This window comes from Dokdonia sp. R78006, from assembly GCF_042466145.1.
Taxonomy (GTDB): Bacteria; Bacteroidota; Bacteroidia; order Flavobacteriales; family Flavobacteriaceae; genus Dokdonia.
Genome location: NZ_JAXHBU010000001.1, coordinates 1,022,256 through 1,047,083, shown reverse-complemented (window position 1 = coordinate 1,047,083; position 24,828 = coordinate 1,022,256). Strand labels below are relative to the sequence as shown.

The following is a 24,828-nucleotide window of genomic DNA, read 5'->3' as shown; positions in this document are numbered from 1 at the left end:
CAATACCTAAAAACGCTAGAATATTTGTTGCTGGACATCGCGGTCTAGTAGGGAGCGCCATTGTGAATACACTTGAAACGAAAGGTTACACGGATATAATCACGCGAACTCACAAGGAACTTGACTTAACAGATACTGTTGCAACGCAACAATTCTTTGAACAAGAAAAGCCAGAGTATGTTTTTCTAGCAGCCGCAAAAGTGGGTGGTATTATCGCAAATAATACATACCGAGCAGATTTTCTGTACGTGAATCTCATGATTCAAAATAATGTGATTCATCAGAGTTATGTACACGGAGTTAAGAAGTTATTGTTTTTAGGAAGTACCTGTATTTACCCTAAAAATGCACCGCAACCTATGTTAGAAGAGGCGTTACTTACGGGTGCTTTAGAATATACAAATGAGCCGTACGCTATTGCAAAAATAGCAGGCATTAAACTCTGCGAGAGTTATAATCTGCAATACGGAACAGATTTCATTTCGGTGATGCCTACTAATCTATATGGATTTAATGACAACTTCGACTTAGAGAAATCTCACGTGCTACCAGCATTGATTAGAAAAATTCACCTTGCAAAACTACTGTCTGAAGGAAGGAAGGATGAGGTTTGTAAGGATCTTGATGTTTCCGCTTTCGCGAAAGCGCAACCTATACTAGAAAAGTTTGGTGTCACAGCCGAAAGTGTTGAGATATGGGGAACAGGAACGCCCAGAAGAGAATTTTTATGGAGTCAAGATATGGCAGATGCTTGTGTACATATCTTAGAAAACACAAGTTTTGACGATGTAAAAGGAAGCACCACCGAAGTAAGGAATACACACATAAACATAGGCACAGGAGAGGATATTTCTATAAAAGAACTAGCTACCCTCATCAAAGAAACGATAGGTTTTACAGGAGCGTTAATTTTTGATAGCTCAAAACCAGATGGCACCCCGCGCAAACTTACAGACGTTACAAAACTTAATAGTTTAGGATGGAAACATACGGTAGCGCTTGAGGATGGAGTTAATAGATTATATAATTGGTATCTAGGAAACCTGTAGATGTTTGGTAAGAAACAATTTTTAGCGGAGGCTAATGTTCGCCGCTATTTTTCAAATACTGTCTGGATATTATTTGAGAAAGGACTACGTGTTTTAGATGGTTTCTTTATAGGCATTTGGATTGCTAGGTACTTAGGTCCTAGCGATTTTGGAATATTAAGCTATGCAGAGTCATTTGTATATCTATTTGCTGCAATTGCGGCTTTAGGTTTAGACCAAATAGTAACAAAAGAGCTTGTAAATAATAGTTCTAGTAGAGATGAAATTCTTGGAACTACGCTAGGGTTAAGACTATTAGGATTTGTTGTGATGTTTAGTCTCATAGTGGGTGCAACTCAGTTTTTAGATCATACAACACTCACAAATACAATGATATTTGTGATAGCGTCAAGCATACTCCTACAAAGCTTTAAGGGGATTGATTTTTATTTTCAGAGCAATGTACGTAGTAAATACACGGTTATAGGAAACATCGTTGCAGTAGGTGCTGTTGCTGCAGTTAAGGTGTTCCTTATTTTTTCAAAAGCCCCTTTAATTTACTTTGGTTATGTAATTGTTGCCGAATGGATTATTATATCTCTCAGTTATATTATTGCTTATCATGTTTCAGGACTTTCTATATGGCTGTGGAAATTTAAAACCTATTGGGCAAAAAGGTTATTAAGTAAAAGTTGGTTTTTAATTATAGGTTCTGTTGCAGCTGCATTATACATGAAAATTGACCAAGTCATGATTAAGGAAATTTTAGGTGAAGAATCACTGGGGATATATAGCGTGGCAGTAAAACTAACGGGAATATGGCTTTTTGTGACAGCTGCAATCACACAATCAGTTTTTCCATCACTTGTAAATATTAGAAAAAGCAATCGGGATTTATTTTTAAAAAGACTCCAACAGCTTTACGATTTACTTATTAAGATAGCAATAGTAGTTTCTTTGATTTATACATTATCTGCACACTTCTTTGTTCCATTGCTATTTGGAAATGAATACAGTGATAGTAGTGATGTTCTAGTTCTATATATTTGGTCAATTGTTTTTGTTTTCTTGAGTAATGGGTCTTGGGGATATTATCTAAATGAAAATCTAGAAAAATTTTCCAGTATACGATTGGTTGTTGGAGCAATTATAAATATTACATTAAATATCTTTTTCATAAAGTGGTATGGACTAGTTGGGGCGGCCTACGCAACACTTATCTCTTATGCAATTTCAGGATATTTGATTAATGCACTGTTTAAAAAAACAAGAGAAAACTTTAAGCTACAAACCAAAGCGTTTGTAAATATTTTCAATATAAACACATGGACACGTCTATTATGAGTACTCCTTTAAAAGTAAAAAACCTTAAAACTGTAGACTTTTCTATTGATCAGATGTGTACACTTTATTTTTATGGAAAAAGAATATTTAGAGCTGTAAACGATGAGTATATCTCTCAAGTAGAGGATATGTTTGATTGCGGCTTGATAAGTGAGCTTATTGAGAAAGAATTATTTGTTAATACATGGATATCTGACGTTGAGATAGAAGGTTATAAACTAGTAATTGAACATGAGTATATTGAATATTGGAACTACCCTTATGAGTGGTCTTTTTCAATGTTACATAAAGCCGCAAACGTAGTTTTAGACGCAAACGAGATTGCTTTTAAGCATGGGTATGAGATTTTTGATAGTCACGCCTATAATGTCGTGTTTATGATGAATAAGCCTGTTTATGTTGATTTTGGAAGTTTTATAAAAAGAGATGTTCGAAACCAAAATAGTTGGTCTGGCTTTTCTAATTTTTATAACTCATTTTATATTCCTCTATTTCTTTACAAAAAAGGCTATGCAGATGTTCCCAACAACATTTTTTTATATAATGGATTTTATAACGATAAAGATCTATTTAACTTAAGGTACCGCTATGCAGGTCTTTTTGGAAAAAGTATTTCAAATCTCTTGTACCATATAAGATTTAGTAAACGTAGACTAGCGTCTGCTCGTTATTCTAGAGTCATTGATAAATATGGTAATCATAAGCACTTTGAAAAGCTCATACGATTTAAAAAGGCATTTCAGAACAACTATAGTACAAAGCATGCCCGTAAACTCATTGGTAAAATTGACAGGAGCTCATTTGATTCTTACTGGAAGGATTACCATGATGATAAAGATCCAAAAAATGACAAACGTTTTCTAAGGATTAAGGAAATCGTAACTAAGCACATGGCAGATGCAACTAGCGCTGTTGAACTAGCGTCAAACCAAGGTAAATTTGCTAATTTTTTGATTAACAATACGCATCTGTCTACAATGATTTCTACAGATTATGATAAGAATGCGCTTGATCAAAATTTTAAAGTTAATGGTAGTCAAGACAATTATTTAACTCTAGTACATGATTTTGTGAGACCTAACCAGCGCCATAATACATCTTCTTTTGTTGATCGAATTCAAGGCGATGTAGTAATAGCGTTAGCAGTCACACATCATTTGATACTTACCCAGGATGTTTCATTAGATCATATTTTTGATACATTAGAGAATCTTTCAGCCAACTATGTAATAGTTGAATTTATGCCTTTAGGTCTTTATTTTGGTGATATGAACAATATTCCTAAAACTCCTGATTACTACTCTTTAGAGTGGTTTGATTCTGCCTTTAGAGAGCGTTTTGAATATATCTTGGATGAGGAACTGGCTGTAAACAGACATGTCTTTGTGGGTAAATGCAAATGATATTGACTTAAATATAAAATGTAAATTGGGAAAAGCAGTGCTCCTTGGAGCTTATATAGTAATAAGCACATTTCTATTTGCAAATTTTGCAACAGAGATAGAGGTATGGGCATCTTTTTTTGTGAGTAACTTAGTGCTATTTACACTTCTCTGGTGGCATTTATATAAGGAGAAAGAGTACTCTCCTTTTATATCTGTGTATATTGTTTTTAACTTTTTATTTTTCATAATAGCGCCCATATTGCAACTGCGGGTGATAGGTAATAAGAATGCAGATTTTATTACAAACCTCCCTTATACACCTAGAGGTATTATTTATGCAAATGTGCTTGTTGTTATATTTACTACTTTCTTCTTTGGGACTTATACATTGCTTAAAAAAACTAGAAAAACTAGAGTCGTAAAACATAACATAGAGAGTGATAAAAGATTACCCTTGGTATTAATAGGGTTGTTAGGAATATCATTATTCGTTTTTATAGCAAGTTATGATTTTGTGATAAGTGAGATTTCAAGAGCAGGACAGACATCGTTTTCTGTTGGAACGACGGCATTGCTATTATGGAAAAAACTACTATTTGTAGTTCCGTTAGGAGGAATTATTCTTTCAGTGCAATATTACAAGAATGCAAAAAGCTCGTCAAAAAATTTATTGGCAATAGCATTAGTACTTATGATCTTTGTAATGCTCTTGTTGTGGTTTAAAAACCCGCTAGTAGAAAAGCGAAATGCTTTAGGACCTATCTACATATCAATTATTTACCTCTTTATACCTGGAATATTTAATAGCAATGTGAAAACTATGTTTTTTATGTTTTTTACAATGATTATTGTATTTCCATTATCTGCAATAATTACACATGTGAGGTCATCTTTACGTGAGATTTTTATACAACCTCGATTGCTTCTAGACGAATTTGAGGGAGAAGGTATCGGAGAGGTTTTTAATACATTACACTATGATGCATTTATAAATATTGTAGCCACCATAAATTATGTTAAGTATGAGGGATTTTCATACGGATATCAATTGTTAAGTGCCTTTCTGTTTTTCGTGCCACGCAAAATATGGCCAGATAAACCTACAACAACCGGGCAACTTGTAGGAGAGCACCTTATAGATAGTTATGGCTTTAATTTTAGTAATCTATCTAACCCCATGGTTTCAGAAGGTTATATTAACTTTGGAGTAATGGGAGTTATACTGCTTGCAATAGCATTAGCGTACACACTTGTTTACTTACTTACTTGGTTACAAAGTAGTATCTTACTGAAAAAGATGATGGCTTTTTATTTTGCTATTCATCTTGTGTTCTTTCTTAGAGGTGATTTTGCAAATGGATTTTCATATTACGTAGGAACCCTCGTTGGAGTTATGGGTATTGCCAAAATATTAGATTATTTTATCAAACAAGGAATAATCAATCAACAAAAATGGAAGCAAAGTCACATCAAAAAAGCTTAAGATTACCGGAAGGTGCTCTCTTTCTATTATTTGCATCTGTATTACTACCTTCTAATGCAAAGTCTATAGCTATAGGTCTATTTGCTGTAGTTTCAATACTACATTTTTTTAAAAGTAAGAACACATTTAATTTTCGTTTTTTTATAGTAAATGGACTTGTGTATATCGTAGTAGCGAGCACTTTACTCTACAGTGACAATTTTGAATTTGGCATAAAAAAGCTCACCATATTTTTATCGTTAATACTCTTTCCACTCTGTTTTGCAATGTATTCTCGAGAAGACATTAAGCGATTACATACTCATCTAGAAAGATACTTTGCAGTATATATCGTTACTGTTGCTTTGTTTAACGTTATATCTTTTTTATGGTTTTATATAACGCATTATAGCTTTGATGAGATGCTTATGCACTTTCCTATGATCATGAAAATCCATGTAGGTAAATATAAAATTCATCCTATTTATTCTGGAATGCATTGTAGTGCTGCTTTACTATTCTCCATATACATATTTCGATCCCTAAAATCACGATGGAAAATCGTTGGACTACTTATTATAAACCTTGTACTAGTATTGTTTTTATTACTCTATGCAAAGAAGGGATCTATTATAGCACTTATGGTTGTATCCTTTGTCTTTGTGCTCTTTCAGCATAATAAAGGCTTAGTAAAACCGTACGCTTTTCTAATAGTAGGTCTACTGGTATTGATGATTACTATACCACGCACACGAGATAAATTTTTAGAATTTAAAAATATTGAATCCATTACCCAGGGAGCTCCTACTTCTACAAACATTAGATTTACCATTTATGGAATAGCCTTAGATGTTATACGAGAAAGTCCTATAGCTGGCTATGGTGTTGGAGATTACCGCGAGGTGCTCACAGAGAGATACGAGCTTTTAGAAACCAAACTACTAGAAGAAGGAGGATATAATGCCCACAATCAGTTTCTTAGTTTTTTGCTTATAGGAGGTCTCATTGCGTTGCTTGCTTTCTTAGCTACACTCGTTTTAAATTTTATCTTTGCCGTTAGGTTCAATAATGAGCTACTGATCTTGGTAATCATATTCTATAGCATAATGATGCTCACAGATAATATTTTTGAAAAAGAATCAGGGGTCATTTACTTCTCGTTGTTTTTTAATTTTCTTTCTGCCAAAACCTTATTTGCCACACCTATTAATGACTAATAAAAAAATACTTATTGTAGGCCCTTTTCCAGAGCCCACCACCGGGGTCTCACTGGCAAACCAGGTAGCAAGTAAATTGTTAATTAAGGCAGGTTTCAAAGTGACTGTAGTTAATACCTCATTTAGCGAGCTAGATGAAAAATTAGGAAGTTTTTCATTTAAAAAACTTTGGCATAATCTCAAGTATAATACAGCAGCGTTTAAAGTTTTTTCAAACGATATTTTATATATAACACCAGGACAGACCTTTTTTGGTGTTCTTAAATACGCCTTGTTTATTGGGTTTGGTACGCTTTCGCGAAAGCGTATAATTACCCACATACATGGTAATCACCTGGGTACTGCATATGAACAAATGAGAAGTGTGCAACAAAGAATCGTCCATTATTTAATGTCGAAAACAACTACAGGGATTGTACTGTCTCAATCTTTAGTTGCTAATCTCACTCCATTTTTACAGCCGAAGGATATACACGTACTTCCTAATTTTGCCGAAGAATATTTACAAGAAAACATTACAAAGACCTATACTACACCTCGTTTTATATATTTGAGTAACTTGATGGAGGAGAAAGGTATTTTAGTCTTTTTAAAATCACTTAAAATTCTTCAAGACAAAGGAGTGCCATTTCATGCACAGATAGGAGGCGGTGTTACTACCGAAATGTGGTCTCAAGTAAACCCATTGCTGCTCACTCTCAAAAACACAGATTACAAAGGAGTCGTGCGCGGAAAAGAAAAGAAAGAACTCTTTGAGTGGGGTAATGTATTTGTATTACCTACATATTATGCTATGGAAGGACAACCTATTTCCATACTTGAAGCCATGGCAACAGGATCATTAATAGTCACCACCACACAAGGCGGGATTGTAGATGTGATAGAAGATGGTAAACACGGTTTTTTTGTAGAAAAGCAAGAGGTAGAAGGTCTAGCGGCCAAGATGGAGTACCTTGTAAACAATGTTTCCTCTATCAAGGAAATAGGAGAAGGTAATGTGAATTATTTTAATGAAAATTTTACGATAACAGCCTTTTCAGAAAGGCTTACTAATATTTTTAAAAGCTAGTGAAATATCAAGATTTAAAATCATATAATACCCCTAAAGGTTTCAGAGGTAAGTCTGGAATAATAGTACAATTATGGCGTATTGTGTACGTTGTTTTGTTCAGAAACTCTCCGCAGGCTTTATACGGCTGGAGACGGTTTTTATTAAGATGCTTTGGAGCAACAGTGGGTAAGAAAGTGATTATAAGACCCACTGCTCAGATTACCTATCCTTGGAAATTAGTCCTAGGTGATTACTGCTGGATAGGTGATGAGGTGGCGTTATACACACTGGGACCTATTACTGTAGGTGCAAATGCTGTGGTGTCACAACGCAGTTACTTATGTACAGGAACACACGATTATCATTCTCCCAGTTTTGCAATAGAAGCACACCCTATCACTATAGGAGAAAAATGCTGGATTGCTACAGATGTTTATGTGGCACCTGGAGTTTCAATAGGTAGTGGTACTGTGGTAGGTGCTAGAAGCAGTGTTTTTAAAAATTTACCAGCAGGAAAAATCTGCACAGGTACACCAGCAATCATTATAAAAGATCGTATTGAATAACCTACAAGGCAAACATATCACGCTTATTTCCTTAAACTTCTATCCAGAAGACACGGCAATAGGTCTTTACAGCACACAACTAGCAGAATATCTGGAATCACAAGGGGCTTTGCTTTCGGTGATTACAGCATTTCCTTATTACCCAAAATGGGAGATAGCAGAAGCATATCAAAACAAAGGAACTTATCTGCATGAGAAGAAGGGAACCATTGATATATATCGATATAAGCAGTTTACTCCCAAGGAGCCTACATTCTTAAAGCGCGTTATCCACATAGCCGATTTTACCATAGGATCACGCTTTAATTTCAAACAGATTACAGAGTGTGACATTGTAATCTCTGTAATTCCTTTTACGAGTAGTGCATGGTTAGGTAATACGCTTTCGCGAAAGCGTAGCGCAAAACACTGGATTCACATTCAAGATTTTGAATTTGACGCAGCTTTTCAGTCGGGTCTTGCCTCTGGAGTTGAAAATAAAAGTATGGCATACAAAGCTTTGATGAAATTAGAGCGTAGTATTCTTAATAAAGCAGATTATGTAAGCACTATAAGTCAAACAATGCTTGCCAAACTTAAAGAGAAAACCACTTCCAAAACTTACTATCTACCTAACTGGATAGATGCAAACGAGAGTGATCCATCTAAGTCACAAGTACATCCTTATTTTTCTCATGATAAGTGTAGTGTTTTGTATTCTGGAAATGTGGGAGATAAGCAAGACTGGCAGTTATTTACTAATGTGGTTAAAGCATTAGATTTTAATAAGTTTGAAGTAATTGTAGTAGGGGCAGGGGCAAAAATGGAGGTTCTCAAGGAAAATCTAAAAGACACGAAGGTAAAATTCTACCCGCCTGTTCCATTTATAGAGTTGTCAAGTTTACTTGCTAGTGCAGATGTGCATATTTTATTTCAAAAAGGCGAAGTTGTAGATACGGTTATGCCTTCTAAAATTCTAGGTATGATGGCTAGTGCTAGACCATCTATCATCACCGGTCACCCAGACGCAGAGCCAGCTAAGATTATAAAAGATTCAAATGGTGGATATTATAACTCCGTTATTAATGTAGATATAATATTGAGCCAGCTAGAGACTCTCAATTCGACTCCAGAAATAGCTATGACTATAGGTACAGCTGCGAGAAAGTATGTACTTGAAAAATTTGCAAGGAAACCTATTTTAGAGAAATTTTCTCAAACCCTGAGTAGGTTATAAGGCTTAGGCTTTACAAGCAGGTAATACTTCCTTATTTTTACGAACACAGATTTTTAAGTCTGTATAGATTAATCAACCAACTATGAAGAGAGTTTTAATTACGGGTGCTGCAGGATTTTTAGGGTCTCATTTATGTGATAGATTTATTAAAGAAGGTTTTTATGTAATTGGTATGGATAACCTTATCACTGGTAGCCTGTCTAACATTGAGCATCTCTTTAAATTAGAGCAATTTGAGTTCCATCATCACGACGTTACAACATTTGTACATGTACCTGGTGAACTCGATTACATCTTGCATTTTGCATCACCAGCAAGTCCTATAGACTATCTTAAAATTCCTATCCAGACACTTAAAGTAGGTTCTTTAGGAACACACAACCTATTAGGGTTGGCTAAGGTTAAAAATGCCCGAATTTTGATTGCATCAACATCAGAAGTTTATGGTGATCCACTCGTGCATCCTCAGGATGAAAATTATTACGGTAATGTAAATACTATAGGACCTAGAGGGGTATATGACGAGGCAAAACGTTTTCAAGAATCTATCACGATGGCTTATCATCGTTTTCACGGTCTAGAAACTCGTATCGTACGTATATTTAATACATACGGACCTCGTATGAGACTCAATGATGGTAGAGTAATACCTGCATTTATGGGACAGGCGCTCAGGGGAGAAGATCTAACGATATTTGGTGACGGTTTACAGACTCGTTCTTTCTGCTATGTAGATGATCAAATAGAAGGGATTTACCGTCTGTTAATGAGTGATTATGCACTACCAGTAAACATAGGTAACCCAGATGAAATCACGATAAAAGACTTTGCTGAGGAGATTATAAAACTTACTGGAACAGATCAAAAGGTTATTTATAAAGATTTACCAGTAGACGACCCTATGCAACGTAAACCTGATATTTCAAAAGCAATAGAAATATTAGATTGGGAGGCTAAGGTAGACCGCAAGGAAGGCATGAGAAAGACGTTTGAATACTTTAAAAGCTTATCTCAAGAGCAATTATACAAAAGTGAACATAAAGACTTTTCAAAACACATACGCAAGTAAGTATGGCGCAACGCGTAGGTAGATATTCCTTTTATATAAGGCCCGCAATTTATGGCATAGACTTAGTGATTATTTTATTACTCGCTAAAGTGTGCCTTATCATGAATGAAAATTTTGTGGTGTTCTCATTGTATATCACGACGACTTGGATTTTTTCAACAATTAAGTCAGATTTTTATGAGGTATATAGATACACAAAGCCCACACGCATTGTCTCACTTTTACTACTACAGTTATTCATTTTTGCGCTACTTGTTTTTGCATTTTTTGGGCTATTTCAAAAAATAGATGCATCACCTGTCGACGTATTTCTATATGTATTATATGTTTTTATAGGTATAGGTATTAATAAATTTGGGATATTTTACTTGTTGAAAACATACAGGGCTGTTTTAGGAGGTAACCATCGTCGTGTTGTCATTTTAGGTTGGAATGTCCAAGTCAAGGAGCTTAAAAAGTTTTTTGATGAAAATAAAAGGTATGGCTATGTAGTGAGTAGCACCTTTGATATAAAAGACTCAAGTGTTTCTCTTGATAGCATATTTAATTACATACTAGAGCACAATGTAGATGAGGTATACTGCTCAGTAGAGCAGTTTACAAATGAAGAATTGAGAGAAATATCTGAATTTACAGATAACAATCTTAAGATATTAAAATTCATTCCAGACAGTCGCGAGATTTTCACAAAGAAACTAGAGTATCAATACCTCGGGATTACTCCTATCTTATCACTACGTACTATCCCCATAGATAAACCACTTAATCAGTTTATTAAACGGACGTTTGATATTTTTCTTTCTGTGGCCGTGCTTGTAGGAATATTGTCATGGCTCACACCTTTACTTGCTATTTTAATAAAGCTCGACTCTAAAGGAACTGTGTTTTTTAAACAGAAGCGTAATGGATTAGATTATCACGAGTTTTACTGCTATAAATTTCGTTCTATGAGAGATAATGAAGAGGCAGATATTGAGCAGGTGAGTAAAAATGATAGTCGTATTACTAGAGTAGGTAGCTTCTTGCGTAAAACGAGTATGGATGAGTTGCCACAATTTATAAATGTTCTTAAGGGAGATATGTCTGTGGTGGGGCCTAGACCGCATATGGTGAGACACACACATATGTATGCGGAGCGCATAGATAAATTTATGGTACGTCACTTTATAAAACCTGGAATTACAGGCCTTGCGCAAGTAAGTGGATATAGAGGAGAAATTGAGACCGATGAAGATATTGTGAACCGCGTAAAATTTGACATATTCTACGTAGAAAACTGGTCACTCTTTTTAGATATTAAAATTGTTTTTAATACTATTTACAAAGCTATTGTAGGAGATGACAAAGCTTACTAAAAAAGACACAGAACCACTGGTTTCAATTATCACTCCGCTATATAATGCAGCACCTTTTATTGCTCAAACTATCGCGAGTATTCAAGCACAAACGTATCAAAACTGGGAGCAAATTATCGTTGATGACTGCTCAACAGATGATTCTGTTCAAATTGTAAAAGCGCTAATAGCTCTTGATAATAGAATTAAACTTATTACGCTTTCGCGAAATAGTGGTGCCGCACACACCCGCAACATTGCAACAGAAGCTGCACAAGGTAAGTTTATAGCCTTCTTAGACTCTGATGACCTGTGGCATCGAGAAAAGTTATCTAAACAAATTGCTTTCATGCAAGAAACAAGTTGTGACGTTTCTTATACCAGCTATGTGCATATTAATGAAAATGGAAAACCACTTGGAAAACGCATCGTGGCATTACCAGAACTCACTTATAAGAAACAACATAGTAATAACTATGTGGGAAATCTCACAGGTATTTACAACAAAACCTCAATAGGCAAAATAAGCGCTCCAGATGTTAGAAAAAGACAAGACTGGGCGCTGTGGTTAGATGCTATAAAGAAGAGTGGGAAACCAGCCTTAGGTTTAAAAGAAGACCTAGCTCTTTATAGAGTACGTGAAGGCTCAATGAGCTCAAATAAATTAAATCTTGTTAAGTACAACTACCAGTTTTACAAAACTTGCCTAGGATATTCTCATGTAGCAGCCACCCTATATTTAGTACGCTTTTTCTGGGAGTATTTTGTAATGAGACCTAAGTGGATACAGCGATACGATGTCTAAGAGACTAGAGATGTAAACTGTTTGAGCTTTCCTCTATTACTACGGTTCATGATAGCTACTTTTTCATAGGATAGTTTTAGCCCATCTTCAAGATATTTGGCGGTAGCCTTTTCAATATTTATTTTCTCGTGAGCATTTAGTGGTCTTTCAGAGGTATAAATAAATGTAAAGGAATCTTGAGCAGTTTGCTCAATAATGAACTCACTTACATTGCCATCTTCCTCTATAATACTTTTGGTCACGTAATAAAATGTGAGGCCAGGAACTACTTTACCGCTAGGAAGACGTGCAATATCACTTGTTCTACCTTGAAGGTTTTCTAAAATAGGTTTTTTAAGTGTGCTCTGCGGTGATAAAGATCCCATATCACCTATATCATAGCGTATAAAAGGGTGTGCTTTGTTATAAAAAGACGTAATAACAATACGCCCTACAACACCGTAAGGCACAGGTTTATCGTTATCATCAAGAATTTCGACAAATAACAGTTCACTGTCTATCTCGAGCTGATTCTTCTTGTTTTGAAAGGCTATAAGTCCTACTTCTGAGGCTCCATATTCATTGATGATAGGGACATTAAATTGTTGTTCCATTAACTGTAAATCATCAGGAAATAGCATTTCACTGGTGACAATACATGCCTTAAGAGTAGGACAAACATCTGTGAGTATAAGTTGGTGCTTTTTCAAGTACTTAGCAAGTAATACAATGCTACTTGTGTAGCCATTTATATAATCAAATGGTGTCTTGCTAAATTTCTTAACCATATCTGCAAGCTTATGCTCGCAAAGATCAAAAATGGGAAAACGATATCTGTTGCCTAGTTTGTCCTTGAGCCTTTCCTTCCGATATCCTATTTTATTGAGAGGGATTCCATAAAAACGGGCCTGTTTTGACGTATCCAGATCAAGATGATACCAATTATACCTATGTTGAAAACTGACCCAGCTCAAGGCATGAGCAACTTTGTCTTTTGCAAAAATAAAAGGATGTCCAGAAGAACCAGAAGTATTACTCACGTATACACTCTTGCGGTCGTAGTTTTGAGAAAGTCTATTTTCAAGAGGCTGTTGTAAATCTGATTTTGTTAGCACTGGCAGTGTTTCCCAATCTTTTTCGTCTCTTTTAGTAAGAAGATTTCTATAAAATGAATTATAGATTTCGTGATGGGTAACAATTTTTTTTTTCTGCTCAGATATATAAGCCGCATACTGATTTTCTGGGATGTCTATGATACGTTGCAATTCCGCTTTCGCGAAAGCGGTATCAAATCCTTTCATTTTTAAAGCCCAGTTGAATAAATTCACATCGTCTTAATTAGGGAGCCAAAATACAAACATTTATTTTTGTCTAAACGCAAAATACACCATAATGAATATCTTAATCTTAGGTTCTGGAGGACGCGAGCATACATTTGCTTATAAACTAGCACAGAGCGAGCAATGTGATTCACTTTTTGTTGCACCAGGTAATGCAGGTACTGCTCAAATTGCAACGAATGTTGCCATAGGCGTAACCGATTTTGAAGCCATCAAAGCTTTAGTGATTAAGGAACAAATAACAATGGTTGTTGTAGGACCTGAGGATCCGCTTGTGCAAGGAGTATATGACTTCTTTAAAGCAGATGAGTCTCTTAAAAACGTTGCTGTAATTGGCCCAAGCAAGGAAGGAGCAGAACTTGAAGGAAGCAAGGAGCGAGCAAAAGAATTTATGATCGCTCATGATATTCCTACGGCTGCCTACGAAGCTTTTACAGCAGAAACACTAGAGAAAGGACAAGCTTTTTTAGAAACTTTAAATCCTCCATATGTATTAAAAGCAGATGGTCTTGCGGCGGGTAAAGGAGTTTTAATTATAGAAGATCTTAATGAGGCAAAGGAGGAACTAGCAAGTATGCTTGGTGGTAAATTTGGCGATGCAAGTACAACCGTAGTGATTGAAGAGTTTCTAGACGGAATCGAGCTTAGTGTATTTGTGCTAACAGATGGTAAAAACTATAAAGTGCTTCCTACTGCCAAAGATTACAAACGCATAGGTGAAGGTGATAAAGGACTTAACACCGGAGGAATGGGTGCAATAAGCCCAGTGCCATTTGCAGATGATACTTTTATGAAAAAAATAGAAGACCGTATTGTTAAGCCTACGGTTAATGGTCTTACTAAAGAAAATATAGATTACAAGGGATTCATATTTATTGGTCTTATCAAAGTAGGAGATGACCCCAAGGTAATTGAGTACAATGTACGCATGGGTGATCCTGAGACAGAGGTAGTATTACCACGTATCCAGTCTGATCTTGTATCACTTTTTAAAGCGGTTGATAATCAAACATTAGACCAGCAAGAGTTTAAGCTAGATCCTAGAAGTGCGGCAACAGTGATGCTTGTTTCTGGTGGATATCCAGAGGCATATGACAAAGGAAAAGTAATTACAGGGCTTGAAAAAATTGAAGGTTCTATAGCTTTTCATGCAGGAACTACAGAAAAAGATGGCGCAGTAGTTACTAATGGTGGTAGAGTGATTGCCATCACTTCCTTCCATGAAGATTACAGAGAGGCCATAAAAAAATCCTACCAGAATATAGAAAAACTACATTTTGATAGGATGAATTATCGTACAGATATAGGTTTTGACCTATAGTAAATTAAAGGTTGCTTTCTAGCTCGCTGTTTTTACCTAAGAAACCGTGAGCTTTTGCCTCGCGGTATTCTGTATCGTTATCGTCATACTTTTTGATTTCCATAACCCAGTATACGATAGCTGCAGCACAAATAAGCATAAAGAACCAGTTGATTCCGTTAGCTAGCCACCAATTGCTCAGTTCTAATTCTGCAAGTGCGTTGAAAGGTGCAAATAAAGTTGCTTCTGCAAATTCTTGAATGCCTTCGTAAAGTCCTGTCAAACTCATAATGTTGTATGTTTACAATATTGAAATCTTAATTATGCATCTTATAAAGATGTTATTGCAAAAATAGGAAAAAAACTAGCTATGCTCACAAGATTTTTTGGGTCATCAAAACCACTCGCTATTGCAATTGTTTTGATATATATGACCTTGGGCTTTTTTTATAGTCATAGGGACATAATTACTGAGCCATTTACATGGCTAAGCACATTTACAACACTAGGTATGTGGATACTTTATGTACTCACAATGTTTATATTAAGTTTTGTTTCTCAAAAAAATGATCTTACTAAGCGATCATCTTATGGAGTACTTTTATTTGCAGCATTTAGCCTGGCATTACCAGTCGCTCTAAAGGATCACGCCATTTTAATAGCTGGGTTTTTTATCTTAATTGCGCTACGTAGGATCATCAGTTTCAAGTCAGAATTACATATGGAGCGCAAAATTTTTGACGCGGCACTGTGGATATTATTAGCCTCTCTAGCTTTTTATTTTAGCTGGTTGTACGTTATAGCAATTTATCTAGCGTTATTATTTTATAGAATTACGGTAGTAAGATATCTGTTTATTCCGCTACTAGCATTACTGAGTTTTAGTGTAATTTATTATTCTATTCTATTGTTTCAAGTGGGTGATCCTTCTGAGGTGTCATTATCATTTCAGTCTATATCACTAGATTTTACAGCTTATAATAATTTACAGGTGCTCGCGGCAATTGCTTTCTTCATAGGGACATTATTGTGGACTATATGGAAATATCTAGGCGAACAACGAAGGGCTTCTACGGGATCAAAAAGTAGATATTCAGTTATATTAGGAATACTAACTGTGGGTCTAATGGTAATCTTGTTTACCACCACAAAAACAGGCGCAGAGTGGTACTTTATTATTCCCATAATGACCATCATTGTAAGTAATTATCTCGAAAATACAGAGAGCTTGCTATTTAAGGAAAGCTTATTATGGTTTATCATATTATTACCTATCATAATACATCTACTACCTTAATTTGACAGCTCTTGTTTCTAAATCCAATGCTACTTATAACAAGTAAAGGCAGGTCGCTATGCCAACTCAAAAAATAATATCTTTGTAGACCATGCTTATCACCCGCATGCCTCAGAGGATTTATACCTTGTATGGAGCACTCCGCATTATAGAACAATTACATTATAGAAAACAATTATATGTTTACAGAAAAGGCAAACGCCATTTTTAAAGAAGCAATCGACACTTATCATTTAGTAAATACGGTAGACCAACCATTTATCAATAAGTATGATAAGGGAGAAGATTTATTGGGTCACCTATTATACAGAAAATGCTGGATAGATACGGTACAGTGGCATTATGAAGACATCATTCGTGATCCGCAGATTGATCCAGTAGCAGCCTTGACTCTAAAACGTAAGATTGATGCGTCTAACCAAGATCGCACAGACATGGTTGAATATATAGACAGCTATTTTCTTGAAAAATATAACAGTGTTGAGGTTAAAGAGAATGCTACAATTAATACAGAAAGTCCGGCTTGGGGAGTAGATCGCTTATCTATATTAGCGCTCAAAGTGTACCACATGGACGAGGAAGCAACTCGCACAGATGCTAGTGATGCACACCGAGCAGCTTGTAAAACTAAACTTGATATATTACTTGAGCAACGTGTAGATCTTTCGACAGCGATAGATACCTTACTTGAGGATATCTCAAAGGGAGATAAATACATGAAAGTCTACAAGCAGATGAAGATGTACAATGATGATGAGCTCAACCCAGTACTGCGCAACATCAAAAAATAATTATCTGTTGAAGGTTTTAGTTTGAAATCGATAAACCCTTCACAAGTCTAGCGAGATAATGGCTCAACAAAAACACATGCTCATCATTCGTCTTTCTGCAATGGGAGACGTTGCGATGACGGTGCCTGTGGTGTACGCTTTCGCGAAAGCGAACCCAGAAATAAAAATATACTTCCTTTCAAAACCTTTTTTTAGGCCTATTGTAGAGGCAATACCTAATGTAGCCTTTATCGCTGCCGAAGTTAATACTATACATAAAGGTGTAAGCGGTATGTGGAAATTATCGCGCCAACTTAAAAAATTGGGAATTACACATGTAGCAGATATGCACAATGTAATTCGGTCAAAAATGCTGCGTAAGTTTCTTAATCTTCCCAGCGTTTATCTAGATAAAGGTAGACCAGATAAAAAAGCACTTACTAGAAGTACAGATAAAGTTTTTAAAGCCCTTAAGACTACAATAGCAAGATATCAAGATGTTATTGAAGAGTTAGATGGACGTCATTTTATACCAGAAACACTTCCTAAACCTAACAAACAGGAGGAGGTTATGGAGTTTACTGCTCGTTGTCATAAAAAATGGATTGGCATAGCGCCTTTTGCAGCACACCAAGGAAAGCAATATCCACTAGACTTGATGGAACAGGTTATTAGACAGCTAGATGATAAAAAAGAATACAATTTATTCCTTTTTGGAGCGCCAGATGAGGTGGAGATACTTAGAGACCTTTCGCAAGGTTGCATGATGACAAAGGTGGTTGCCGGAAAACTCAAATTCAAAGAAGAAATTAATCTTATCAGTCAGCTAGATGGTATGCTCGCTATGGATAGCGGTAATGCACACCTAGCAGCAATGTATGGGATTCCTACCATAACGTTGTGGGGAGTAACGCACCCATACGCAGGATTTGCACCATTTAACCAAGATGCAAACTGCTTACTTTCAGATAGAAAAAAGTATCCAGAAATACCGACTTCTATTTATGGAAACGTAGTGCCAGAAGGGTATGAGGATGTGATGACGACTATCTTACCTGTTAATATTGTTGACAAAATCACGGATACGATCTAATATAAAAGTATTATGCACGCATAATAAGATTGATTATATTTGTTTAAATTGAATGTTATGACCACAACAAAACCTACCCTAAAAGATTTACTTGGAATTACACATCCTATCATTATGGCACCTATGTTTTTGGTATCTAATGTAGCGATGCTTAAAGCCGGAATGCAAAACGGAATTGCTGCTTGTGTACCAGCACTCAATTATAGAACGATAGATGAGCTTAAGGCAGCAATTACTGAGCTTAAGGCTGCCAAAGTTCCTGGAGGAGCTTTTGGTATTAACCTCATTGTAAATAAGTCAAACATGAAATACCCTGCACAGCTGGAAGCGGCTTGTGAGCTAGGGGTAGACTTTATAATTACATCCTTAGGATCACCACAAATGGTGATTGAGCAGGCAAAACCTAAGGGAATCAAAGTGTTTTGTGATGTAACAGACCTTGGTTATTCAAAAAAGGTTGAGGCTATGGGCTGTGATGCGCTCGTTGCTGTAAACAATCAAGCAGGAGGACACAGAGGAAACATCGCTCCCGAAGCATTAATAAAAGAACTTAATGAAAACTGTACCATTCCAGTAATCACTGCTGGAGGCGTTGCAAATAAAGCAGATCTAGAGCGCGCCATGTCTTATGGTGCCATAGGAGCAAGTATAGGAAGCCCTTTTATAGCATCAGAAGAGGCTCCAGTATCTCAAGAATACAAGCAAGCTTGTGTAGACTTTGGAGCTAAGGATATCGTAATGACTCAGAAGATCTCTGGTACACCTTGTACTGTCATAAACACGCCTTACGTTCAAAAGATAGGGACTAAGCAAACGTGGTTAGAAGGCTTACTTAACAAGAATAAGAAACTTAAGAAGTGGGTAAAAGCGATTCGCTTTGCAAAAGGAATGCGTGACACCACAAAAGCTGCTCAGAGTGCTACTTATAAAACAGTCTGGGTAGCAGGGCCATCTATAGAAGAAACGACTGCTATAGAGCCTGTGGCTACTATTATAAAGAAGTTTATATAGAAGTACGCTTTCGCGAAAAAATGAACTGTCATCTCGACGCTAGGAGAGATCACACAAGTAGCTTCGGAATATAGCTCCGCAAGTAGCGTTTTAAAATTTCTCATATAACGTTCTCACTCTTATGCGATTTCTCGTCGCTCGTAACTCGCTCTGTCTAAATGACTACAGATTGTCATCTCGATGCTAGGAGAGATCACACATGTAACTTAAGAATATAGCTCACACAACGTTTTCACTCTTATGCGATTTCTCGTCACTCGTGCCTCGCTCTGTCGAAATGACTATAGATTCGTCATCTCGACGCTAGGAGAGATCACACAAGTAGCTTAAGAATATAGCTCACAAGCAACGTCATAAGATTCCCCACACAAGGTTTTCACTCTTATGCGATTTCTCGTCGCTCGTACCTCGCTCTGTCGAAATGACTACAGATTGTCATCTCGACGAAAGGAGAGGTCACATAAGTAGCTCAAGGCGGAAATTTTCAGAAAGTCTGCTTACCTCAAATAACCAAAATCTTTCAGATCTTTTGAGGTATGAACTTCATGAGCAACACCATCTTTTAATACCAAGTTCTTAGTAGAAACATCAAATACATCTGTATAATAGTGATCTGTGAGTATGATTCCTTTTTTCGCTTTAAGCGAAATTAAAAACTCTTTTATTTTCTCCTTGTAAAGAGGTTCTATCATAGAGAAAGGCTCATCAAGCATTAAGAAAGGGTGGTTGAGGTTTGCGACAAGTAGTAATTCTAGATAACGTATTTCTCCCATGGAGAGTAGGCCTGCCTTTCTTGAAGCAATTTTTTCAATAAATGGAGCTCTAAAGATGGTGTCTTGAGCATCACCACTTTCATGAAATAACGGAATAATATCTCTCACTTTTAAATGCTTGGGTAAGAAGCTTTCTTGCGGTAGATAACCTATATACTGTTCAGATATTACAGCGCTAGGAGATATACTGGCGCCATTAAGAGTAAGGTCAATCTGATTTGCTTTCAAGGTGCCAAAGAGTATCTTAAGTAGGGTAGATTTTCCACATCCATTTTTTCCAAAAAGTCCTAAGACATCTCCTGTACTAAGATTGAAAGATACATCTGTGAGTATGTTTTTCCTTCCAAAGTTTTTGTAGAGACCGTGTACATTGAGTTCATTTTTCATATAAACGGGAGTACAAAAACAGTGAGTATACAGGCAAGAACAAAATTTACCGCCCATGCACGTAGTATCAGATAGCGCTTTGTAAAACCAAGATTATAATACATATAATATTGCTGCTTTTGAAAATACGCAAATGCCAAAACACCTAAGCCAGTGCCAAAAACTCCAAAAATAATGATGGTGGTAATTATACCTACAGCGATACGTTCACTAGCGGGAACGTGAACTAGCCCAAACAGTAAGCAAATGCCTGCGGCGTATAAAGTTACATCACGGTAATAGGTCCACATGGATTAAAAGTAGGGAGAGTAATTGTTTTTGCAAATGAGTAATGATGGTTAAAAAGCAGGGGTTATAAACCTTAAGAATTATTCAAAAATCTAAAGAGCTTTCTTAAGTCATTATCTTCCTTAAAGGATAACTTTTCATCTTTCATAAAGGTTTTTACTGCATTAGACTCATTATCAAATTGATTGATAATAGAAGATTTTTTTAGTCTTATCTTTAGTATTTCATCATTTTGAGATATGTAATAATTACTATTTATAACTATTTGATCATTTAAATTACCCCTATATGGGTCTGATCCTCTTTGTATAAGCTCTGCTTTGAAGTCTTTTAATAAAGTCTTTCCATTATAATTTCCTAACTCTTGAAAGAGAACAAATTTATTTTCTTTCTTAAAATACTTAACTACATAAGGATTGTAGTTAATGTTTACTTTTTTAATGTCACCAAGTTCAAATATGTACACAGATTCCTCTGATATTTTTGATTCAAATGAACCTTTATAAGCGTTAATATTGAAGTTTTGCTCTAAGACATATTTTTTGCCATTATTTAATTCAATTACAGCATTGTTTTCCCAATTTTCAAATACGTAATATGACCCTTCAACATTAGTTGGCGAAGAAGAAAACATACTCGAACTTCCTGATGCTGTGCCTATAGTATTAGGTGCTCCAGCATTTGATATAGAGGAAAGAGCATTAAAATTAGTCTCGGTAACACTACTTTGCTGTCCAAAGAGCGAAAATGTGGTTAAAATAAATATTGTAGCGACATGTAGGGATTGTATAAGTTTCATGATTAGATGTTTACAGTTAAAACATCAATGTAATAAATATAAATAGTTTTACATGAAATGTAGATAACATTAACTAATTGAATATAAGCTGTTTGTTGATATTCTTGATTGCTATATTTTATAAACTCCCTTACCACCATGTTGCCCTATAACAAAAGCATTAAATTCCTTTAAAAATGATTTTTTATCTAAGGCATGCTTTTCTGCAGTTGCTCTTAGTCCTTTTTTCAGTGCGGCATTTTTCTTAAGAATGGAAACTAAAAACCAAATAAGTATAGCTATTATTAAGACTCCTAGTGCGAGCATTGTCATTTCTATAATATTCTTCTCTGAATAAGTAACACGTTTTCCAGAAATAAAAATGCTGTAAATACCAAATAGTCCAGCTACTGCAAAACCTACATATCTTACATTATAGGTAGTCTTCATAAACAATATATAGCTATCAATGTGGGATTGAAGTTCTTGAGCTGGTAGTGTAGATAATATTGGGAATTCTTGTAGGTTTACATCCATTGTTTAATTTGTTTAGTGATTTCTTTTACTTGCTATCTATTTGTCGAAATTTTCATTCTCCTAAAAAGAAGCCTGCAATATATCTACAAATGATAAGTACATGCAAGTGTTTAAAAAGAAAAAACTCATTAAGTAGCTATACCCAGTGAGTTTTAAAAATATGTTATCGTAAAAGACTACACATCATCATAATCTACTACAATCGAAGCTGAGGTAGGATGCGCCTGGCAGGTAAGTATTAATCCTTCGGCTACTTCTGAGTCTGTTAAGATTTGGTTTTGTGACATTACTGCTGTTCCTTCTGTTACACGAGCAATACAGCTGCTGCATATGCCGCCTTGACAAGAATGTGGAGCATCTATATCTTGATCTAAAGCTGCATCAAGAATGACAGCATCTTTCTCCATAGTAAACTCAAATTCCTCATCGTCGCAAACTACTTTGATAGCAGTTTTACCATCTAGGTTTGCTTCTATAGTTACCTCTTCTGTACTTGCTGTAAAAAGCTCGAAGTGTATATTTTCTTCCTTAGTGTCATTTTCCTTAAGCACTTTAGAAACTTCTTTGATCATGGCTTCTGGACCACATAAGAAGTACTCGTTAAAGTCATTTGCCGCATATTTATTTTTCACTACAAAATTAACTGTAGCTTTCATTATACGTCCAAAATGTGCTCCATCTACTCGTGTTTGAGAGTAAATAAACTCTATAGAGAAACGATCTTTGTACTGGTCACGTAAAGCAATTAACTCATCGCGGAACATGGCTTCTTCTTCGGTGCGGTTTCCGTACACTAGAACAAATTTACTATCTGCAGACTGTGATAAAGTAGTCTTAATCATTGATAAGATAGGCGTGATTCCTGATCCTGCGGCAAAGGCTGCGTAGGTTTGCGCTTTCGCGAAAGCGGAATTTTCAATTTTAAATCGTCCTTCTGGTGTATGAACGTCCATGGTATCACCCTCTTTTAACTCACGGTTTGCATAGGTGGAAAAGGTACCATTCTCAACTTCTTTTATCGCAACAGTAAGTCCTTCTTGAGGAGTGCTGCAAAGAGAATATGCGCGACGAACTTCCTCGCCATTAATTTGAGTTTTTAAAGTTATATATTGTCCTGCAGAGAAGTTAAAATCTTCTTTAAGTGAATCTGGAACGGCAAAAGTTACTGCCACAGATTTTTCTGTAACGCGCGTAATGCTTTGTATATGAAGTGTATGGAATTGTGACATTATGTTTTTTTTGTAAAAATACAAACGATTGCGTTTTGTATGTAACATTATCGAGAGTTTAAATACCTATACCTCGCTAAATAACCTGTAATTATGGTAAAACAATTTATAAGCCTTGAGTGGAAGGCTTTTTTTAGAAGTGCTTCTTTTCAAACCAACCTCGCTCTCAAGATCTTGATGATTTTTGGGGTGTTGATGATGATATTGTACTTAGGAGGTGCAGGTGTAGGACTCTATTTCCTTCTTGAGAAAATGGATCTCGAACCATTTGCTACGGTAAATATGTTTATGATTTATTATGTAGTGGGTGATCTCATTATACGATATATGGGTCAGAAAATGCCAGTAGTTAATATCAAGCCGCTGTTACTACTGCCTTTTAAGAAGACCAAAATTGTAAAATTTGCATTAGGCAAGACGGTACTTTCTTTTTGGAACTGGATGCATGCATTTTTCTTTATTCCATTCTCTATTGTATTAATTACACAAGACTTTAATCCGCTGGGAGTATTGGTATGGCATATTGCAATGTTCTGTTTTATATATGCAAATAACTTTATCAATGTCTTTTTGAATGATAAGCTGTGGTTAGTGATAGGTACGGGAGTGCTTTTTGCACTTCTAGGCGCTGCTCAGTATTATGAATATTTTGATATTACTGCTTTCACTCAGCCATTCTTTCAAGGGTTGTATGAAGTGAAGTGGACGGTTATTTTCCCCATAGCACTACTTGCTGTGGTGGCAACCATCGCATTTAAATATTTCTTAGCACGATTATACCTTGATGCAGGGCTGGCAAAAAAGGTGAGTAAAGCAAGCGGTGGAGATTTAGGATGGTTAGACCGTTTTGGGAAACAATCTACATTTCTCAAAAATGACATTAGACTTATAATGAGAAATAAACGCTCTAAGACTACGGTCTTTATGAGTATGATGTTTTTGTTTTATGGATTGTTGTTTTTTGGAGATGCTATAGAGGTTTATAGTGGTCCGTTCTGGATGATGTTTGCGGCAGTGTTTGTGTCGGGAGGGTTTTTGTTCAGTTTTGGTCAGTTTGTTCCATCATGGGATAGTGCTTACTATCCGCTCATGATGACGCAAAATATCGCTTATAAAGAGTATTTAAAATCAAAGTGGTTACTAGTGGTAATCGCCACTCTTATCTCTGCAATACTTTGTATTCCTTATGTTTACTTTGGGGTAGATGTGCTACTCGCCATCATTGTTGGCGCCATTTTTAATATGGGAATTAACGCTCACTTAGTGTTACTTGGTGGTGCGTTTATAAAAACACCTATAGACTTACAGAGTGGTAAAAAAGCCTTTGGTGATAAGAGCTCTTTTAACCTTAAAACATTACTCGTGAGCTTGCCAAAAATGCTTGGACCAATGGCTTTATATGCTATAGGCCACTTTACAGTGGGGCCTATGCTAGGGTACGCACTTGTTGCTATAGTAGGGTTGATAGGTTTTGCCTTTAGAGATAAAGTGTTTGACCAGATTATTAAAATATATAAGAGCGAGAAGTATAAAACGCTTGATGCTTACAAACAAACTAAATAACAGAGA

Annotated in this window: 24 protein-coding genes; 17 read left to right on the top strand and 7 right to left on the bottom strand. The window is 35.9% G+C overall.

Going from position 1 to position 24,828, the window contains the following annotated elements; translation table 11 throughout:
* Positions 1–2 precede the first annotated feature (2 nt).
* From SJY37_RS04770 to SJY37_RS04720, 11 genes are all read left to right on the top strand, one after another.
* Entirely contained in the window at positions 3–1,049 is a 1,047-nt protein-coding gene (locus SJY37_RS04770) for a GDP-L-fucose synthase (RefSeq protein ID WP_298323856.1), read from the top strand.
* The gene (locus SJY37_RS04765) at positions 1,050–2,372 is read left to right on the top strand and encodes a flippase (protein WP_298323427.1); all 1,323 of its coding nucleotides are present in this window, start codon (positions 1,050–1,052) and stop codon (positions 2,370–2,372) included.
* Entirely contained in the window at positions 2,354–3,775 is a 1,422-nt protein-coding gene (locus SJY37_RS04760; RefSeq protein ID WP_298323429.1) for a hypothetical protein, read from the top strand. The genes SJY37_RS04765 and SJY37_RS04760 overlap by 19 nt, the downstream gene beginning before the upstream one ends.
* On the top strand, positions 3,750–5,240 hold the full coding sequence (locus SJY37_RS04755; protein ID WP_298323431.1) for an O-antigen polymerase: 1,491 nt from the start codon (positions 3,750–3,752) through the stop codon (positions 5,238–5,240). The genes SJY37_RS04760 and SJY37_RS04755 overlap by 26 nt, the downstream gene beginning before the upstream one ends.
* Entirely contained in the window at positions 5,210–6,436 is a 1,227-nt protein-coding gene (locus tag SJY37_RS04750) for an O-antigen ligase (protein ID WP_298323432.1), read from the top strand. Before SJY37_RS04755 ends, SJY37_RS04750 begins: the two co-directional genes overlap by 31 nt.
* Positions 6,429–7,505, top strand: a complete 1,077-nt coding sequence (locus SJY37_RS04745; protein WP_298323434.1) for a glycosyltransferase family 4 protein — start codon at positions 6,429–6,431, stop codon at positions 7,503–7,505. Before SJY37_RS04750 ends, SJY37_RS04745 begins: the two co-directional genes overlap by 8 nt.
* Positions 7,505–8,053: a putative colanic acid biosynthesis acetyltransferase gene (locus SJY37_RS04740; protein WP_298323437.1), complete on the top strand. Its 549-nt coding sequence runs from the start codon at positions 7,505–7,507 to the stop codon at positions 8,051–8,053. The genes SJY37_RS04745 and SJY37_RS04740 overlap by 1 nt, the downstream gene beginning before the upstream one ends.
* Positions 8,046–9,269 carry a WcaI family glycosyltransferase gene (locus SJY37_RS04735; RefSeq protein ID WP_298323439.1) on the top strand — a complete coding sequence of 408 codons (1,224 nt, stop codon included), beginning with the start codon at positions 8,046–8,048 and terminating at the stop codon, positions 9,267–9,269. The genes SJY37_RS04740 and SJY37_RS04735 overlap by 8 nt, the downstream gene beginning before the upstream one ends.
* A gap of 82 nt (positions 9,270–9,351) precedes the next feature.
* Positions 9,352–10,338 (top strand): UDP-glucuronic acid decarboxylase family protein, encoded by a 987-nt coding sequence (locus SJY37_RS04730; RefSeq protein WP_298323440.1) that lies wholly within the window; start codon positions 9,352–9,354, stop codon positions 10,336–10,338.
* 2 nt (positions 10,339–10,340) lie between these two features.
* A complete protein-coding gene (locus SJY37_RS04725; protein ID WP_298323442.1) occupies positions 10,341–11,693 on the top strand; it encodes an undecaprenyl-phosphate glucose phosphotransferase in 1,353 nt (450 codons plus the stop codon).
* Positions 11,677–12,477, top strand: coding sequence for a glycosyltransferase family 2 protein (locus SJY37_RS04720; RefSeq protein WP_298323444.1), 801 nt, complete (start codon positions 11,677–11,679; stop codon positions 12,475–12,477). The genes SJY37_RS04725 and SJY37_RS04720 overlap by 17 nt, the downstream gene beginning before the upstream one ends.
* Here the strand turns inward: SJY37_RS04720 and SJY37_RS04715 are convergent.
* Complete coding sequence (locus SJY37_RS04715; protein ID WP_298323858.1) at positions 12,474–13,757, bottom strand: phenylacetate--CoA ligase family protein; 1,284 nt, start codon at positions 13,755–13,757, stop codon at positions 12,474–12,476. The two genes, SJY37_RS04720 and SJY37_RS04715, sit on opposite strands and share 4 nt — an antisense overlap.
* Before the next feature lie 91 nt (positions 13,758–13,848).
* Between SJY37_RS04715 and purD the strand changes: the two genes are divergently transcribed.
* Entirely contained in the window at positions 13,849–15,117 is a 1,269-nt protein-coding gene (gene purD / locus SJY37_RS04710) for a phosphoribosylamine--glycine ligase (RefSeq protein ID WP_298323447.1), read from the top strand.
* A gap of 4 nt (positions 15,118–15,121) precedes the next feature.
* On the opposite strand, the gene SJY37_RS04705 is transcribed toward purD, so the two are convergent.
* Positions 15,122–15,385 carry a uracil phosphoribosyltransferase gene (locus SJY37_RS04705; protein WP_108877437.1) on the bottom strand — a complete coding sequence of 88 codons (264 nt, stop codon included), beginning with the start codon at positions 15,383–15,385 and terminating at the stop codon, positions 15,122–15,124.
* Between the two features lie 81 nt (positions 15,386–15,466).
* On the opposite strand from SJY37_RS04705, the gene SJY37_RS04700 reads away from it, so the two are divergent.
* The 4 genes from SJY37_RS04700 to SJY37_RS04685 all read left to right on the top strand — a co-directional run bounded on the left by SJY37_RS04700 (position 15,467) and on the right by SJY37_RS04685 (position 19,267).
* Positions 15,467–16,393, top strand: a complete 927-nt coding sequence (locus tag SJY37_RS04700) for a DUF6427 family protein (RefSeq protein ID WP_298323451.1) — start codon at positions 15,467–15,469, stop codon at positions 16,391–16,393.
* 179 nt (positions 16,394–16,572) lie between these two features.
* On the top strand, positions 16,573–17,184 hold the full coding sequence (locus SJY37_RS04695; RefSeq protein ID WP_013750696.1) for a DUF4254 domain-containing protein: 612 nt from the start codon (positions 16,573–16,575) through the stop codon (positions 17,182–17,184).
* A 58-nt stretch (positions 17,185–17,242) separates the two neighbouring features.
* On the top strand, positions 17,243–18,256 hold the full coding sequence (locus SJY37_RS04690; protein ID WP_298323455.1) for a glycosyltransferase family 9 protein: 1,014 nt from the start codon (positions 17,243–17,245) through the stop codon (positions 18,254–18,256).
* A 57-nt stretch (positions 18,257–18,313) separates the two neighbouring features.
* Complete coding sequence (locus SJY37_RS04685; RefSeq protein ID WP_298323457.1) at positions 18,314–19,267, top strand: nitronate monooxygenase family protein; 954 nt, start codon at positions 18,314–18,316, stop codon at positions 19,265–19,267.
* Positions 19,268–19,764: 497 nt separating this feature from the next.
* On the opposite strand, the gene SJY37_RS04680 is transcribed toward SJY37_RS04685, so the two are convergent.
* From SJY37_RS04680 to SJY37_RS04660, 5 genes are all read right to left on the bottom strand, one after another.
* Complete coding sequence (locus SJY37_RS04680; RefSeq protein WP_298323459.1) at positions 19,765–20,427, bottom strand: ATP-binding cassette domain-containing protein; 663 nt, start codon at positions 20,425–20,427, stop codon at positions 19,765–19,767.
* On the bottom strand, positions 20,424–20,717 hold the full coding sequence (locus SJY37_RS04675) for a hypothetical protein (protein WP_298323460.1): 294 nt from the start codon (positions 20,715–20,717) through the stop codon (positions 20,424–20,426). Before SJY37_RS04675 ends, SJY37_RS04680 begins: the two co-directional genes overlap by 4 nt.
* A gap of 71 nt (positions 20,718–20,788) precedes the next feature.
* Positions 20,789–21,514 (bottom strand): hypothetical protein, encoded by a 726-nt coding sequence (locus SJY37_RS04670; protein ID WP_298323473.1) that lies wholly within the window; start codon positions 21,512–21,514, stop codon positions 20,789–20,791.
* Between the two features lie 111 nt (positions 21,515–21,625).
* Complete coding sequence (locus SJY37_RS04665) at positions 21,626–22,030, bottom strand: hypothetical protein (RefSeq protein ID WP_298323475.1); 405 nt, start codon at positions 22,028–22,030, stop codon at positions 21,626–21,628.
* Positions 22,031–22,206: 176 nt separating this feature from the next.
* Positions 22,207–23,259 carry a ferredoxin--NADP reductase gene (locus tag SJY37_RS04660; protein WP_298323477.1) on the bottom strand — a complete coding sequence of 351 codons (1,053 nt, stop codon included), beginning with the start codon at positions 23,257–23,259 and terminating at the stop codon, positions 22,207–22,209.
* A gap of 93 nt (positions 23,260–23,352) precedes the next feature.
* Between SJY37_RS04660 and SJY37_RS04655 the strand changes: the two genes are divergently transcribed.
* Positions 23,353–24,822, top strand: a complete 1,470-nt coding sequence (locus SJY37_RS04655) for a DUF5687 family protein (protein WP_298323479.1) — start codon at positions 23,353–23,355, stop codon at positions 24,820–24,822.
* Positions 24,823–24,828 lie beyond the last annotated feature (6 nt).

What these genes read in the sequence shown, in the direction of transcription:
- SJY37_RS04720 (WP_298323444.1), top strand. Translation starts at nt 11,677, where the DNA reads ATGACAAAGCTTACTAAAAAAGACACAGAACCACTGGTTTCAATTATC.
- SJY37_RS04675 (WP_298323460.1), bottom strand. Translation starts at nt 20,717, where the DNA reads ATGTGGACCTATTACCGTGATGTAACTTTATACGCCGCAGGCATTTGC.
- SJY37_RS04695 (WP_013750696.1), top strand. Translation starts at nt 16,573, where the DNA reads ATGTTTACAGAAAAGGCAAACGCCATTTTTAAAGAAGCAATCGACACT.
- SJY37_RS04725 (WP_298323442.1), top strand. Translation starts at nt 10,341, where the DNA reads ATGGCGCAACGCGTAGGTAGATATTCCTTTTATATAAGGCCCGCAATT.
- SJY37_RS04755 (WP_298323431.1), top strand. Translation starts at nt 3,750, where the DNA reads ATGTCTTTGTGGGTAAATGCAAATGATATTGACTTAAATATAAAATGT.
- SJY37_RS04660 (WP_298323477.1), bottom strand. Translation starts at nt 23,259, where the DNA reads ATGTCACAATTCCATACACTTCATATACAAAGCATTACGCGCGTTACA.
- SJY37_RS04665 (WP_298323475.1), bottom strand. Translation starts at nt 22,030, where the DNA reads ATGGATGTAAACCTACAAGAATTCCCAATATTATCTACACTACCAGCT.
- SJY37_RS04690 (WP_298323455.1), top strand. Translation starts at nt 17,243, where the DNA reads ATGGCTCAACAAAAACACATGCTCATCATTCGTCTTTCTGCAATGGGA.
- SJY37_RS04715 (WP_298323858.1), bottom strand. Translation starts at nt 13,757, where the DNA reads ATGAAAGGATTTGATACCGCTTTCGCGAAAGCGGAATTGCAACGTATC.
- SJY37_RS04765 (WP_298323427.1), top strand. Translation starts at nt 1,050, where the DNA reads ATGTTTGGTAAGAAACAATTTTTAGCGGAGGCTAATGTTCGCCGCTAT.
- SJY37_RS04685 (WP_298323457.1), top strand. Translation starts at nt 18,314, where the DNA reads ATGACCACAACAAAACCTACCCTAAAAGATTTACTTGGAATTACACAT.
- SJY37_RS04680 (WP_298323459.1), bottom strand. Translation starts at nt 20,427, where the DNA reads ATGAAAAATGAACTCAATGTACACGGTCTCTACAAAAACTTTGGAAGG.
- purD (WP_298323447.1), top strand. Translation starts at nt 13,849, where the DNA reads ATGAATATCTTAATCTTAGGTTCTGGAGGACGCGAGCATACATTTGCT.
- SJY37_RS04670 (WP_298323473.1), bottom strand. Translation starts at nt 21,514, where the DNA reads ATGAAACTTATACAATCCCTACATGTCGCTACAATATTTATTTTAACC.
- SJY37_RS04760 (WP_298323429.1), top strand. Translation starts at nt 2,354, where the DNA reads ATGGACACGTCTATTATGAGTACTCCTTTAAAAGTAAAAAACCTTAAA.
- SJY37_RS04705 (WP_108877437.1), bottom strand. Translation starts at nt 15,385, where the DNA reads ATGAGTTTGACAGGACTTTACGAAGGCATTCAAGAATTTGCAGAAGCA.
- SJY37_RS04730 (WP_298323440.1), top strand. Translation starts at nt 9,352, where the DNA reads ATGAAGAGAGTTTTAATTACGGGTGCTGCAGGATTTTTAGGGTCTCAT.
- SJY37_RS04655 (WP_298323479.1), top strand. Translation starts at nt 23,353, where the DNA reads ATGGTAAAACAATTTATAAGCCTTGAGTGGAAGGCTTTTTTTAGAAGT.
- SJY37_RS04745 (WP_298323434.1), top strand. Translation starts at nt 6,429, where the DNA reads ATGACTAATAAAAAAATACTTATTGTAGGCCCTTTTCCAGAGCCCACC.
- SJY37_RS04700 (WP_298323451.1), top strand. Translation starts at nt 15,467, where the DNA reads ATGCTCACAAGATTTTTTGGGTCATCAAAACCACTCGCTATTGCAATT.
- SJY37_RS04750 (WP_298323432.1), top strand. Translation starts at nt 5,210, where the DNA reads ATGGAAGCAAAGTCACATCAAAAAAGCTTAAGATTACCGGAAGGTGCT.